The 14277-nt window shown below is 43.4% G+C and carries 10 protein-coding genes and 1 tRNA gene; 4 read left to right on the forward strand and 7 right to left on the reverse strand.

Features of this window, described 5'->3' with window-relative positions:
- Positions 1 to 174 precede the first annotated feature (174 nt).
- From VB714_RS07565 to pyrR, 3 genes are all read right to left on the reverse strand, one after another.
- Positions 175 to 246, reverse strand: a tRNA-Lys gene (locus VB714_RS07565).
- A 72-nt stretch (positions 247 to 318) separates the two neighbouring features.
- On the reverse strand, positions 319 to 732 hold the full coding sequence (locus VB714_RS07570) for a hypothetical protein (protein WP_323222712.1): 414 nt from the start codon (positions 730 to 732) through the stop codon (positions 319 to 321).
- A 24-nt stretch (positions 733 to 756) separates the two neighbouring features.
- A complete protein-coding gene (gene pyrR / locus VB714_RS07575) occupies positions 757 to 1296 on the reverse strand; it encodes a bifunctional pyr operon transcriptional regulator/uracil phosphoribosyltransferase PyrR (protein WP_323222714.1) in 540 nt (179 codons plus the stop codon).
- 125 nt (positions 1297 to 1421) lie between these two features.
- Here pyrR and VB714_RS07580 point away from each other — a divergent pair, with 125 nt between their 5' ends.
- The 3 genes from VB714_RS07580 (at position 1422) to VB714_RS07590 (ending at position 8796) form a co-directional block, all read left to right on the forward strand.
- The gene (locus VB714_RS07580; protein WP_323222716.1) at positions 1422 to 4577 is read left to right on the forward strand and encodes a hypothetical protein; all 3156 of its coding nucleotides are present in this window, start codon (positions 1422 to 1424) and stop codon (positions 4575 to 4577) included.
- A 198-nt stretch (positions 4578 to 4775) separates the two neighbouring features.
- Positions 4776 to 6194, forward strand: coding sequence for a hypothetical protein (locus VB714_RS07585; RefSeq protein WP_323222718.1), 1419 nt, complete (start codon positions 4776 to 4778; stop codon positions 6192 to 6194).
- A complete protein-coding gene (locus tag VB714_RS07590; protein ID WP_323222719.1) occupies positions 6181 to 8796 on the forward strand; it encodes a tetratricopeptide repeat protein in 2616 nt (871 codons plus the stop codon). Before VB714_RS07585 ends, VB714_RS07590 begins: the two co-directional genes overlap by 14 nt.
- Before the next feature lie 41 nt (positions 8797 to 8837).
- Here the strand turns inward: VB714_RS07590 and VB714_RS07595 are convergent, their stop codons facing one another.
- The 4 genes from VB714_RS07595 to VB714_RS07610 form a co-directional block, all read right to left on the reverse strand.
- Positions 8838 to 9989, reverse strand: coding sequence for an alanine--glyoxylate aminotransferase family protein (locus VB714_RS07595; protein ID WP_323222721.1), 1152 nt, complete (start codon positions 9987 to 9989; stop codon positions 8838 to 8840).
- 63 nt (positions 9990 to 10052) lie between these two features.
- Positions 10053 to 10355, reverse strand: coding sequence for a DUF5340 domain-containing protein (locus tag VB714_RS07600; RefSeq protein WP_323222723.1), 303 nt, complete (start codon positions 10353 to 10355; stop codon positions 10053 to 10055).
- A gap of 77 nt (positions 10356 to 10432) precedes the next feature.
- Positions 10433 to 11317 carry an indole-3-glycerol phosphate synthase TrpC gene (gene trpC, locus VB714_RS07605; protein WP_323222725.1) on the reverse strand — a complete coding sequence of 295 codons (885 nt, stop codon included), beginning with the start codon at positions 11315 to 11317 and terminating at the stop codon, positions 10433 to 10435.
- Between the two features lie 100 nt (positions 11318 to 11417).
- Positions 11418 to 12494, reverse strand: coding sequence for a D-Ala-D-Ala carboxypeptidase family metallohydrolase (locus tag VB714_RS07610; protein ID WP_323222727.1), 1077 nt, complete (start codon positions 12492 to 12494; stop codon positions 11418 to 11420).
- A gap of 148 nt (positions 12495 to 12642) precedes the next feature.
- Here VB714_RS07610 and VB714_RS07615 point away from each other — a divergent pair, with 148 nt between their 5' ends.
- Entirely contained in the window at positions 12643 to 14178 is a 1536-nt protein-coding gene (locus VB714_RS07615; RefSeq protein WP_323222729.1) for a hypothetical protein, read from the forward strand.
- Positions 14179 to 14277 lie beyond the last annotated feature (99 nt).

The raw sequence follows: 14277 nt of genomic DNA on the forward strand, positions 1-14277 counted from the left end.
AAAATTAAGTCTCTTGTTATGGATACCACAATAAAATACAAAGAAATCATTAAAAATATCTTACGAGAACACGCTGAATTCCGAGATTCTATTCCCGATCGCTATCATTCTCATGTTCTATTTGATGACGAAAGAGGGCGCTATACAGCACTATGCACGCACCAAAGCCCAAAATGGGTTGCCTGGGGCTCGAACCCAGAACCAGTCGGTTAAAAGCCGAATACTCTACCATTGAGCTAGCAACCCAGGTGCGTTTTGCACACGAATACCTAGGATAGCAAAAAATTTTCTAAAAGGGAAGAGCTAGGCGCAAATTTTCTAAGATACTGGAGCTTGGGTTGTGTAAAAAAGGTCGGAAAGCCTATCAAAAAGGGCTTCCCCTGCCCGATTCTGCACGATCGCCCTGGCTAAGTCAAAAAATTCTCGATCGGGGGTGCGATCGCTCTCAACAATTTTGCTTGCGGCATAAAAGGTTATATCATCATTACGGAATTCATTGGTATTACCTGTTTTCCAGCAATTCTCCTGACGATGCCAAGAAATCGATCGCCCTCTCAAAGTCAACTGAAACCATTCAATCTCATCTTCTCGCAGGTCTATAAAGAGATCGAAATACGGTTCTCCTCCCTGATACCATACCCGCTCTATTCCCGCAATACGGTCGTGACTGAGGAGTTTGCGATCTATTTGTCGCAAAGAATGACTGAGGGAGTGAATTTCTGTGGGTTGCATTGATTGGAGTTGAATAATTATCTTTTAATGAGTACGGATTAACTCGACAGAATCTCTCCCATCTACATCTTGCAGATAAACTTTTACTTTTTCTTCCGAAGATGTGGGTAAATATTTGCCCGTAAAATCTGGATGAATGGGAAGTTGCCGATGTCCGCGATCGACTAACACTGCTAAATAAATACTCTCTGTTCTACCATATTCGGGAATTGCACTAAATGCGGCTCTGATGGTTCGTCCTTTGTAAATTACATCATCCACCAAAACAATATTTTTTCCGGTTAAATCGAAAGGAATCTTTGTTTTAGCCGGAGTCCGCATTCCGACGCGATCGAGATCGTCCCGATAAAAGGTAATATCTAAGGCACCGACGGGAATTTTAATTCCCTCTAACATTTCGATTTGATTTGCTAATATTTTTGCGAGAGGAACTCCTCGCGTATAAATGCCTAAAAGAATAGTATTAGAAAGATCGCTTACTCTTTCGACAATTTCAGAAGCAAGACGGGTAATGGTACGACGCATTTCGTCGGGGGAAAGAATTTCAACGATCGCGGCTGACATACGGCGTTGTTTATCGTGGTTATAAGTCTACTGTAGACAAAATTGCCACAAAATTTCACTATCTTGGCCAACTCCATCTATGCTATAGTATAACAGTATTGTGAGACTAATACAAAACAACGAATATGGAACGGGTCAATCGCAAAACCTTACTGTATCAGGCAGGGCGATCGGAGAAAATTTATCAAGTCGATCTTTGTCGAATGGACGGCGATCGCTATCTGGTTAACTTCCGATATGGACGACGGGGAAAACAACTCAAAGAAGGCTCAAAAACCGTTGCTCCTGTTACTTTACAACAAGGGGAGCGCATTTTCAATCAGCTAATCTCCTCTAAATTAGCGAGTGGCTATCGCGATGTGAGTGAGGAAACTAATATCGAATATAGTACCCCGTCCCCCCAACCCGATGCGGCTCCAAGGCGATCGCCGTCCTCTAGCAGTGACGATCCCCGCCATCAAGCTATTCTCAACCGTTTAGCTGCTAGGGATGATGGCAAATGGTCATTAGATCGGGCGATCTGGCGGGCGGGAGAGTTGAAAATAGCAGAGGCTGTTCCCGATCTCATTTCTCTTTTAGGTACAGGAACAGAGTTAAGGGACTATAGTATTGTTTGGTCGTTGGGATGGTGCGGAAATGCGATCGCGATCGCGGAAGTGAGAAATTTGCTCAATTCTGCTGCTACGCCAGATTTTGTACGACGCATTGCCTGGGAAGCACTGTTTAAACTCTCTGATGAAAGAGAAAGAGAGGAAATGCGAAGAGTGAAATTAGGGGAACTTCCAGAAGAGTTGAGAGGAGTCGCAGAAAATAACAATTCGGACAGGTTTGCGCGATCGCTTCACACCTATCTAGATAGCAGCGATTATCGACGTTTTGCAGTGTTAGATACAATCTACCAAGTTAATAATAATACCGTCCGTCCTGCCTTATTAGCAACCCTTAAAACAGCCCCCTTGCGTCCTAATTATTTTAAACCTTTGCGCCATATTTTTAAAATGGCAGAATATCGTCAAGATGGGGAAGTTTTCGGAATTTTAGCACATCGGTTTGATACCGAATCAGGCAGATTTAGTAATCTTCAGAAATTGACATGGGATCCCGTAAAACGCCGATATCGCCCCACAGGAAATCGTTATTACGAACAAGAATTGAAAAATGATCGCTCTACTCGTGCTTATAGTAAACAAACGCGAGACTATTTGCGGCGGCGAGTTTGGCGGACTTTGAAAGCGTTAGGAGAAGAAGGCGATCGCGCTTATATCGACCTTGCAACCTATACTCTTTTACAATACTCTGATACAGACGGGACTTATCCTCAAAACCAAACTTCTAAACGTTATAATTCCACAACTCGCCGATACGATTCCATTACCACTTATTGGGATCGATTTGCTCATTTACAAGTTTTCAATCATCTTCTCTACGAAAATAGCCCCCGTTATATTCCTCACTTTAAAGCATGGCAACTGAGAGAAGGATCTGAAGCGGGTTCATTTCTCCCTAATATTCGCGAAGAAGCATTCCCTCAACTTTGGCGACAGCACCCCGAAGCGCTGTTAAAGTTATTACTTGAAAGTTATTGTCATCCTGTTCATCAATTTGCCATCAAAGAGATGCGAGATTGTCGGGATTATTGGCAACAATTGACGGAGGAAAATCTGATTCAACTTTTAAAACAATCTTATCCAGAAACCGTACAATTTGCCTTTGAATTAGCAGGCGATCGCTATAATGAAAATAATCCTCAACTCGATCTCGTTCTTGCCCTTGCTAATTGTATATTACCAGAAGCGCGATCGCAAGCATATCAATGGATCGAACAACAGAAGGATATTTTCCTGCGATCGGGTCAATTTGTGATGGGATTAATAACCAGTTTTTACCCTGAAACCCGCGCTTTTATTCGTCGTTTGCTGAGTTCTACAATTTTAAATCCTGAAACAATACAAGTATTAGTTGGTCAAATTATTGCATTTTTATTAGCGGGCGATCGCGGCACAACCGATGGGAATTTAGTTCGAGAAATTGGTGAAACTTTATTAATAACATTTTCCTTACCCCTCAGAACAATTGGACTGCCGATCGTTCTCGATTTACTGCAACATCCAATGGAAGAAGTGCAGGCGATCGGCAGCAGAATTTTGTTCAATCATCAAACTCCCGCCAGCGAACTTCCAACAGATTTGATCGAGTCTCTTTTAGTTTCTCCTTACGCATCTGTAAGGGGTATTGGGATACAAATTTTTGCCCAATTACCCGATGAAACATTAATGAACGATCGCCTGCTATTATTGGCAATGGCAGTCAGTTCTAGCCCCGATCTTCGTATCTCTATTCGCCCAGTAATTCGTCGTTTAAGCGATCGCGATCGCCAATTTGGTCTCGAATTTGCCATCGATATTATCGATTTATTAGTCGAACCCCAACGACACGAAGGTGTTCATAAAGACTTAGTAACATTACTGCGAGAATATATCCCGAATTGGATGCCAGAAATTGCAGAAGAGGAAGCCTTACAATTGCTACGAGCAAAATCTCCCAGTGCTAAAGAATTGGCAGGATTAGTCTTACAAGAAAATTGCGATCAATTCTTCCCCAATTTTACCACAAAAGAGTTAGTTAAACTCGCAAATCACGAAATATTAACGGTGCGAGAAGCAGCACGAAAAATGTTTCCTCAACGTTTAATAATGATTAATGGGAATACAGAAGAAATGCTGGCAGCCGTGCGCCTATTAGAGGCAAAATGGGAAGATTCGCGAGAATTTGCCTTCCAAGTATTTCAAGATTTACCCCGAGAATATTGGTCGCCAGAAGTTATTATTACTGCTTGTGATAGTATTAAAGAAGACGTGCGACGCTTTGGACGAGACTTAGTAACCCGCTATTTCCAAGCCGACGACGGACAAGAATATTTAATTAAATTTAGCGAACATCCCAGCACCGATATGCAGGTGTTTGCCACTAATTATTTAGAGAATTATGCCGCCGGAAATTGCGATCGCCTTGCCCAACTCAAACCTTATTTTATCACTGTTTTATCCGGCGTGAATCGCGGTAGAATTGCCAAACAGCGCATTTTTAACTTCCTGCAAGAAGAAGCAAAAAAGAGCAAAATCGCCTCAGAAATTGTCGCAGAAATTCTCACTCGTCAATCTCTAACCGTGGCGATCGGCGATAAAGCAAATGCCATTCAAACCTTACTACAAATTCGTAAAACTCATCCAGATATTGAAGTACCATTACAAATTAAAGAAGTTACTCTGCGAAGAAGCTAAAACTTATTAATTCACCCTGGTATCTTTAGCCTTTTTGATGCGCGATTCCTCTCATAATTTAGGAAGCTAGGGAGCGAGACGCTCCCACTACGATACATGATAATTGAGGTGACGATGCTATTGCACGTTGGCTTATGGCTCAACTTACCGAGTTTGCTGTATAGTATTTGTACGTGAATCTTCCGAGAATGTCCTGATATGCAAACAACTCGTGCCACCTCTCTAGACGAAATTTATCTCACTCTCAAGCCCAAACCTTTAGAAACTCAGGAAGAGATTGATGCGTTTTACATTGAAACACTAAATAAAGTCCGAGGAGGAGATAAAATCGGACGCTTAAAACTGGGTTTGGAACGAGCTTACAAGCAGCGTATTTTCTTTAAAGGTTGCTTAATGGGACATCCTGGAGTTGGCAAGTCTACGGAACTCACAAGATTAATTAAAGAAGTAGAAAATCAGTTTTCTGTTATTCGCTTCAGTGTTATTACCAATCTAGATCCAAGTAATTTTAATCCCTTAGATGTACTATTGCTGATGATGGTCGAGGTTACTGAAAACACCAAGATGGCTTTTGAAAAAGGTGAGGCTAGAAAGAAGCCATCTGAAAAAATCTTACAAGAAATTTGGGACTGGTTTTCAACAGAAAAGAAAATACGAATTTCGACGGGAGAATCTGCGATCGCCGTTAATGCTGGTGCGGGAGTTAAAGAAGATTCTCTCTGGAATAAAGTTTTGGGATTATTTGCTTCTCTTCGAGGTGATTTCAAATACGCCTATACCCAAAAAAAAGAGATTATAGAATATCGTCTCGCAAGAACTAACGATTTAATTGATATGGCAAATCGCTTGTTAGATGAATGCAATCAATCTTTACGAGAAGCTAACAACGGAAACAACGGACGCGACTGGTTATTTATTGGCGAGGACTTTGATAAGGCGGGAATTACAGCACGATCTCTAACATCTTTGTTTATTGAAAAAGCAAATATTTTTAGCGAACTCAAAACACATTTAATTTTTAATTTGCCCATCAGCATCTACACCGATTCCAATGCAGGGCAATTGCCATTTTCCCATGAAAATAGACTGATGATCCCAGATATGCCAGTTTTTAAGGAAAACTACGAACCGAATGATAAAGGGCGCGGAGCAATTCGAGAAGTATTAATGGCTCGAGTCGATCCAGACTTATTTGAACAAAATGCAATGGAGCGTATAATTGTAGCGTCGGGGGGGAATTTGCGGGATTTATTTTCAATGACAAACTATGCTGCTGATACAGCGATTTTGAGAAAATCTGATAATAGCAAAATAAATGATGAGGATGTCACGATCGCGATCGCAAATATGCGGACTGAATACGAACGTAGTCTTGGTGCCAATGCTTACGATAAGGAAATCGTCTACGAAGACAAAGCCAAATTGATGAAACGAATTTATGATGGCGAGAAAGAGGCTTATATCCCCAATCAGGTTCTCTATACGCTTTTAAACTGTCGCGCAGTACAAGAATTTGACGGTTGGTTTAGCATTCATCCCTTGGTGGTCGATCTGTTGAATGCTCAAGGGAGAATTCCCGGTACTTCGCAAGGAGGGATTCCTGGTGGCACGTCCTAAATTAGTTGAGGGAAGTATTGAGAATGCTGTAGCGCGGCTGTCGTTGTGGTGTCGTCGCAAAACCCAGGGGCTGGCTCGGGTTAGTTTTTCTTCGGAATTTGCTCGTCGTGAGGTCGTCGAACAACTCAAATTATCACTTCGTGAAGGGGATATTCCTTTTCACGAAATCCATCTGCCTCTATGGGAACATCCTTCAGTTGTTTTGAACTTTTTGCTCGATCGCCTTGAGTCGATTGAGTCTGGTGTCGTTTCGGTGAATGGTTGGGCAACGGCGATCGCCAAAGAAATTCCTTTATCTGAGGGGCTAAGGGTGATCAATTTCAATCGCGAGCGTTTGGTTCGTCCTTCTTTGCGTCAGATTTGGTGGATGTCTCGTTCCTTTGCAATTGAGGCAAGTCGCGCAATGCCGGATTTAAGTTCATGTTTTCTGCTGCGTTTGAGTGTTGATATTGATTTTGCTCGAACAAATAGCGTTAGTCTCAACTTTAGAGGACTAGATATTGAAGCAAGAACAATTCCTAGTTCCTCTATCTCTGAGCTAAAATCAACACCTCCCCAAAACTTGCCTCTTAGTGGTAATGCTGTCTTTGTTGGAAGAGAACAAGATATAGAGGGATTGCACGAGCGGTTACAACAAGCAGATAAAGCGGCGATCGCAGCGATTACAGGCATGGGAGGGGTTGGTAAATCTGCATTGGCCTTGCAATATGCCCTTCGCTATGGAAAAGAGAGTTATTCAGGGGGAATCTGTTGGCTGCACGCCCGCGATCGCGATATTGGGATTCAAATTATTAACTATTGTCGCACTCTCTTGGGATTCTCTGCTCCCGATGGTTTGAATTTGTTAGAACAGGTTCACTACTGCTGGACGCATTGGCCAGATGGTGACGTACTGATCGTGTTTGATGATGTTTCCAGCTATGCAGCCATTCAAGCGTATTTACCACCAGATGATTCCCGCTTCAAAGTTCTGCTAACAACGCGCCTGCGTCGCTTGGAAGGGGCGATCGAGCAACTTTCAATCAATGTGCTAGAGGAATCTGCTGCTCTGGAATTATTAAAATCTTTGCTTGGTTCATCCCGTATCGAATCAGAAACAGAACAAGCAAAGTATTTATGTGAATGGTTGGGCTATTTACCTTTAGGCTTGGAGTTGGTGGGGCATTATTTGGTCGAAAAACCCGATCTATCCCTTAGCGATCTCCGACAGCAATTAGAAGCCAAAATACTAGAACAAAAAGCTCTGCGGGTTCGCACTCTTGGAATGGCAGTCGAGTTAGATATAGCGGCAGTTTTTGAACTGAGTTGGCTAGAACTTAATTCTCAAGGGCAAGAACTTTTCTGTCTTCTAGGTTTGTTTGCCTTTGCCCCAATTCCTTGGGGAATTGTTAAAAATTGCTTTCCCGATCTTGATGGCTTAAACGAGTTGCGCGATCGCCTCATTGCTTTCAGTTTGTTGAACCCTATTTCGGCTGATATCGTTCAATTACATCCATTAATTAGAGAGTTTGCTAAGAGAAAAATCGAGAGCGGCGATCGGGCTGATGAATTGAAACAGAAATATTGTCGGGAAATGGTAAAAATTGCCAAGCAGATTCCTCAAACACCAACTCTAAAAAACATTGAGCAAATTTCCCCCGCCATTCCTCACCTCATAGAAACTGTAACAAATTTGATTGCTTGGGTGCGAGATGAGGACTTAATTTGGACGTTTGTTGGTTTAGGTCGTTATTATCAGGGGCAAGGACTTTATACTCTTGCTGAACCTTGGCTGGAGCAATGTTTGTCAGTGACGCGCGATCGTTGGGGAGAAGAACATCCAGATGTTGCTACTTCTCTGAACAATTTAGCTTTACTGTACCAATCTCAAGGACGTTATGAAGAAGCCGAGCCTTTGTTAGTTCAATCCTTAGAATTGAGCAGAAAACGCCTCGGAGAAGACCATCTTGATGTTGCCTTATCCCTGAACAGTTTAGCTTTACTGTATCAATCTCAAGGACGTTATGAAGAAGCCGAACCTTTGTTGGTTCAAGCCTTAGAGTTGATACGAAAACTCCTCGGAGAAGACCATCCTGATGTTGCCTCTGTCCTGAACAATTTGGCTACACTGTATGAATCCCAAGGACGTTATGAAGAAGCCGAACCTTTGTATGTTCAATCCTTAGAATTGATACGAAAACTCCTCGGAGAAGACCATCCTAATGTTGCCTCTTCTCTGAACAATTTGGCTGCACTGTACCAATCTCAAGGACGTTACGAAGAAGCCGAACCTTTGTATGTTCAATCCTTAGAATTGATACGAAAACTCCTCGGAGAAGACCATCCTAATGTTGCCTCTATCCTGAACAATTTGGCTAGGTTATATGAATCTCAAGATCGTTATCAAGAAGCCGAATCTTTGTATTTAGATGCTGTGGCGATCGCACTCCAAAAACTAGGAGACAACCATCCTCACACAATGAAATTTAACAGTAACTTTAAAGATTTTCTCCAGCAAGTTATATCCAAAAATAAAGAATCCGAATTGAGCGAAAATTTACTCACTCAAAACCTATTATCGCAACTCAAAAACACGAATTCTGAAACAAGTCAAAATGAATAGTAGGTTACGCTACTCACAACGTAACCTACTACATCTCCAATTTATCCTACAAACACTTGATTTGCGGCGGCAACCCCTGCACCTGGAGTAAAATTGGTTTGTCCCAATTCTTGTAATACCGCTTCTAAAGCAGCAATTACCGTGAGGATATCGCGATCGCAGACAAAACCTAAATGACCAATGCGGAATATTTTGCCTTTGAGATGATCTTGACCTCCCGCTAAAGAAATCGCGAATTTTTCCTGCATCAAAGAGCGAATTTTCTCAGCTTCTACATTTGTTGGCATAACCGCAGTAACCGCAGGACTGGCCACCTCATCCTCACACAACAAACCCAATCCGAGAGCTTTAACTCCTGCCCGCGTTGCTCGTTTGAGGCGATCGTGACGGGCAAAAATATTCTCTAACCCTTCTTCTCTCATCATTCTCAAGGATTCTTGCAGCCCAAAAACTAAATTAATGGGAGGCGTAAAAGCGGTGCTGTTTTTCGCCGTTGCTTTGCGATGCAATCCCAAATCGAGATAATATTTGGGTAAAGTCGCCGTTTCATAAGCCTTCCACGCTTTGGCACTCACCGCTACAAATCCCAAACCAGGAGGAACCATATAACCTTTTTGCGACCCAGACGCGACCACATCTAACCCCCATTCATCGATGGGAATATTCATTGCCCCTAAACTGGTGACAGCATCAACGATCATTAATGCCTCTCCGTGGGCTTTTACAGCTTTATTGATGCCTTCCAGGTCGTTTAATACCGCCGTTGAGGTTTCCGAATGGGTGATAATAACCGCTTTAATTTGCTTCTCCTTGTCCGCTTCTAACTTCGCCTCAAACGCAGCCGGATCGAGAGGTTTGCCCCATTCAGCGCTGATACATTCTATCCGCAGGGCAAAGGTTGCAGCCATCTCTGCCCAGCGTTCGCCAAACTTACCATTACAGCCTACCAAAACGCGATCGCCAGCACTCAAAAAGTTAATCACTCCCGCTTCCATCGCCCCAGTTCCGCTAACGGTCAGGGCTTGCACGTCCTGTTCCGTTTGGTGTAGCCATTTGAGATTAGCCGTCACCTCCTCTTGAATTTTGCTGTAGGCTTTGCTGCGGTGGCCGATGGGGTGTTTGGCGATCGCTTGCAAAACCCGCGCGGGTATGGGAGTTGGACCAGGGATCATTAATAATTGTTTGTCTTCCATCAGTAATCGAGAAGGGGTAATCGGTAAGGGATAATTGATAATTGGTAGTTAATTTAACAAAAATTACGACACAATTTCGCGATTTTCAGTTTTGTCGTCTTCTATCACTTCTAAAATCTCCGGTAAAAGTTCGGGTTCGATCTTTAAAGTATTCAACGACCAGCGATGTTCGTAGGGAATGTTTCCCTGTTCGCAAATTGTCTCAATTTGACGCTGTTGCGCGAAGGCTTTGCGAAGGGTAATAATCAATTGTTGAACGGGTTCGCGGAGGGCGGGATTTTTTTCCACCGTAGAGAAAGTTTTACGCTCTAGCAGTTGCAAGAGCAATTCATAGTGAATGAGAGAAGGAAGAGGAATTTGATCCATTGAAGACCGAGTTTAAGAGAACAGAAGAGAGTATAGGAATTTTCCCATAGTCTCGTTCGGGTTGAGAAAGAAAGATTTTAACGGGGAAATAATGCCGCGATCGCCTCAGCCGGATCGGGTTTCCTTAATAAGGATTCGCCAATTAAAACGGCATTTGCTCCTGCTTTACGCACGATATCAATATCGGCGGCAGAATGTAAACCGGACTCGCTAACGATAACGATATCGCGATCGCGCAATTGTTCTTGTCGTTGTGCCAAGAGTTGCTCTGTGGTTTGCAAGTCCACTGAAAAATCTTCCAAATTGCGATTATTGATTCCCACTAGCTTAACACCTTCAATTGCGAGAACGCGGTCGAGTTCCGCCAGAGAATGAACTTCGATCAGGGGAATTATGCCCAACGTTGCGCTAATTTTAATAAAGTAGTGCAGGTCGCGATCGCCTAAAATCCCGGCAATGAGTAAAATCGCATCTGCACCTTGACTGCGGGCAAAAAAGATTTGGTAAGGGTAAATAATAAATTCTTTACACAATAAGGGCAAGTTAACCGCAGCGCGAACTTTGGCTAAATTTTCCCAACTTCCCTGAAAAAATTCGCGATCGGTGAGGACGGAAATGCAACTCGCACCAGCTTTTTCATAGGTTTGCGCGATCGCTACGGCATCGAAGTCAGGGCGAATAATTCCTTTACTCGGAGAGGCTTTTTTAACTTCAGCAATAAGAGCAGGTTGCGTTTTGCCTGTTTTTAAAGCTGTTAAGAAATCTTGAGGAGGAGAAACAGTTGAGACTTGTTTTTGCAATTCTAGCAAAGGGACGCGATCGCGCATCTTTTCCACTTCAGCTTCTTTCGACCAAACAATCTTCTCTAAAATATTACGCGGTTCGGCTTCGGGGTGTTTGACCCGATAGCGTAAAATACTGATATCAATGGCGCGGCTAGGATTAATTCTAAGAATTTGCATGGTTTGGGTAATCAAAAATGAGTAATGGCATTATAGTCCTCCTCAATCCCCAAATCGGGAGAAAATTTTCCCAGATTTGGGGGACACCATGTAAGTCCTATTAATAATTCCAGTGTCGTCCTTTTTCCCCCCCAGATTTCCAACCTTTACCATTGCGAATATCAAGGTGAACAAAGCCTTTTTTGGCACCATATCCGAGGGCACCATACCAACTTTTATCCAACCAACTTTGGAATTGCTCGACATCTCTATTCAAAGGCTTAATATCGGCGGCTCCTCCATACAAATGTTGAGAGTTTTTCGCTCCCCCCACTTCTCGATTAACCTTGGGAGGACGATACCAAGATGTGACTAAAAGCGGTTGTCCCCATTCATCTCGAATCATATCAAGTTCTTTGGATATCGCGAAAATATTGGCAATGATTTTAGCATCCTCGGGAATTCGTCGCACATCGCGCTGCGTGACTTCGCCTACTGTAAAATATGTTGATATTTTGGCATTATCATCTCTCCAATTAATTCCGGCATTTACAACAGGTTTAGAAGAAGATGCTTCTGAGAGAAATAATTCTGCCTCTGCTGTTCTTCTTCTTCGCAATCCCTCTTCTACATTACTGCCAGGATTAACATATAATAAAAAGGCACGTCGCATATCTCCCCAGTTGCGTTCTTTGAGATTGCGAGTTATGGTTTCAAAACCGGTTAAGCCGTAGAAATGCGCCCCCAAATTATAACCAAAACTTAATAATGCACCGCGTTGATTGTTATTTAATTCCGACCAAACCGGAATTTTTTCGAGAGGAGGAAGATAATCTTGTTCGAGTTGATATTCTAAGAGATCGTCTGCTTCTTCTTGGCTGATTTTTTCCCCGAGTCGGAATTTACCTCCATCTCTTTTTCTCGTACTTCCCCAACCAATTGTAATGGGATCTCCTCCTGATAGAGGATCGGGATATGCTTCCAGATAACAACCTTCAAATTGTTTAATTAATTTTATGCCAGGATAAGGAACTTCTCCTGGTAAAGGCTCTCCGGTTTCTGGATCTTGGGGAGAGCGATAGAGTTCGAGGGCTTTTTTGGTTTTTTCTTGCCCGAGTTGTTCTTCAATGTACTCTAGGGCTTCTTTTTGATGGGGCAGCTTTTTATAATGAGCCGCCATACGTTCAATATTATCCATAATATTACTGAGTTTTGGTTCTCTTAATCCTCAAAATATACGGTAGAATACCAAATCGCAAGTAAATTTAATATTGTTTTTCAAGAACTTGGGAAACTTTACGTCTCTCTATCGGTCAATAATTGAGAAATCTACCTGTAAATATTTTATGAGTCTTGTCACCAGTACAGCCGATCGCGGTGCGGGCAGTTTGCGAGAGGCGATCGCCAATGCTTCCCCAGGAGATACGATTACGTTTGCACCCAATCTCGCGGGAAAAACCATTACTCTCGGGGAAGAATTAATAATTCCCAAAAACTTGACAATTGACGGAAAAGATGCTAGGGGAATCGCCATTAGTGGCGATCGCCAGAGCCGGGTTTTTAATCTGAACCAACAGGGTATAAGCGCAACCCTGCGTAACTTGACCATTACCGACGGAAAAGCGGGTGGAGATGGTTTAGGGGGTGGGATTCGGATGGAAGCAAAAACAACCCTTGTCGTCGAAAATAGCAACCTCAGCAATAATGTTTCCACGGGAGAAGGAGGGGGTGGAATTTGGACGGGATATCAAAGCACAACGACAATTCTTAATAGTACGTTTGTTGGGAATAATGGGACATCGGGGCGGAAAGAACGAGGAGGAGGCGCGATCGCGGGGGGAAGTGAGGGCAATCTCACAGTTAAAAACAGTACCTTCACTAATAATCGCGGTTCTGTTGGGGGAGCAATTAACAGTCTGTTAGGAAACCTCACCATTGAGAACTCTACTTTTAGCGATAACGCTTCGGCAGGAGGTGGAGGACTGGGGGGCATTAGTAGCGGCGGTTACGGGGGAGCCATTTATACTGATGGTGCCTCGGCGACTCCCAATGCCAGCACCCGAGGGCAAATTATCATCCGCAACAGTCGCATTGCGGGTAGTCGCGGGGCGGGACAGGGCGGCGGGTTATTTCTTTATGGCTATAGCGGCGATAAAATCCTAGTGGAAAATAGTATGATCGCCAACAATGAAGTGATTCCCGATCGCAAAGGCGAATCTTTTGGGGGGGGTTTGCGAGTTGGGGGGGGTGCGGAATTAACAATTACAAATGTGATGTTTGCGAACAATCGCGCTCATGTCCAGGGCGGCGGGTTTTGGATTGGGGATAACTCTCCTTTTGCGATCGCCAATAGCTCATTTTGCGGCAATCAGGCCAGGTCTGAGGGTGGAGGGGTTAATTTGGGGGGTGGGATGTTAATTGCTGGGGTACCGGGACGCATTACCCAAACCACGATCGCCAACAATACCGCCGCTTTTCAAGGGGGAGGTTTTTGGGGGGGAGGTGCCAATGTCCGCATTGCTAATTCTATTTTGAGCAATAATCGCGGTATCAATGGCTATAACGTCCATCATCATACAGGGCAGTCTTTTGGCGACGCTGGGGGAAATGTGCAATCTCCCGATCCTAATCCCAAGGATACGAAAATAACGGCAGGAGTAAAGTTAATCGATCCGCAATTGAGTGCTTGTGCGGATAATGGTGGGGCGGTACCGACTCACCCGAGGCCGGGCAATCCACAAGTGAGAGGTGGGGCAGTTTCTCAATTATTGGAGATAGAAAATGTGGCGATCGCGCCTTCCCCTTTGGTTTTTAGGGGAGATTCTCTGGCATTATTCGGGGCGATCGGGGTCTTTTGTTTGTTGAAATTAGGGAAAAAATAATGAAGCAACAAATTTGAACATTTTCCCTAAATCCATTAATTTATCTGGGTTTGCGATCGCACTCTCTCCACTGCTTCCATTCCCTGCTAATATTCAGCA

This window comes from Spirulina sp. 06S082 (genome assembly GCF_034932145.1).
Classification (GTDB): domain Bacteria; phylum Cyanobacteriota; class Cyanobacteriia; order Cyanobacteriales; family Spirulinaceae; genus CCY15215.

Bases quoted from the DNA above. Each gene is read 5' to 3' on its own strand.
- trpC (WP_323222725.1), bottom strand. From the start codon at position 11,317: ATGCAAATTCTTAGAATTAATCCTAGCCGCGCCATTGATATCAGTATT.
- VB714_RS07595 (WP_323222721.1), bottom strand. From the start codon at position 9,989: ATGGAAGACAAACAATTATTAATGATCCCTGGTCCAACTCCCATACCC.
- VB714_RS07580 (WP_323222716.1), top strand. From the start codon at position 1,422: ATGGAACGGGTCAATCGCAAAACCTTACTGTATCAGGCAGGGCGATCG.
- VB714_RS07610 (WP_323222727.1), bottom strand. From the start codon at position 12,494: ATGGATAATATTGAACGTATGGCGGCTCATTATAAAAAGCTGCCCCAT.
- pyrR (WP_323222714.1), bottom strand. From the start codon at position 1,296: ATGTCAGCCGCGATCGTTGAAATTCTTTCCCCCGACGAAATGCGTCGT.
- VB714_RS07585 (WP_323222718.1), top strand. From the start codon at position 4,776: ATGCAAACAACTCGTGCCACCTCTCTAGACGAAATTTATCTCACTCTC.
- VB714_RS07615 (WP_323222729.1), top strand. From the start codon at position 12,643: ATGAGTCTTGTCACCAGTACAGCCGATCGCGGTGCGGGCAGTTTGCGA.
- VB714_RS07570 (WP_323222712.1), bottom strand. From the start codon at position 732: ATGCAACCCACAGAAATTCACTCCCTCAGTCATTCTTTGCGACAAATA.
- VB714_RS07600 (WP_323222723.1), bottom strand. From the start codon at position 10,355: ATGGATCAAATTCCTCTTCCTTCTCTCATTCACTATGAATTGCTCTTG.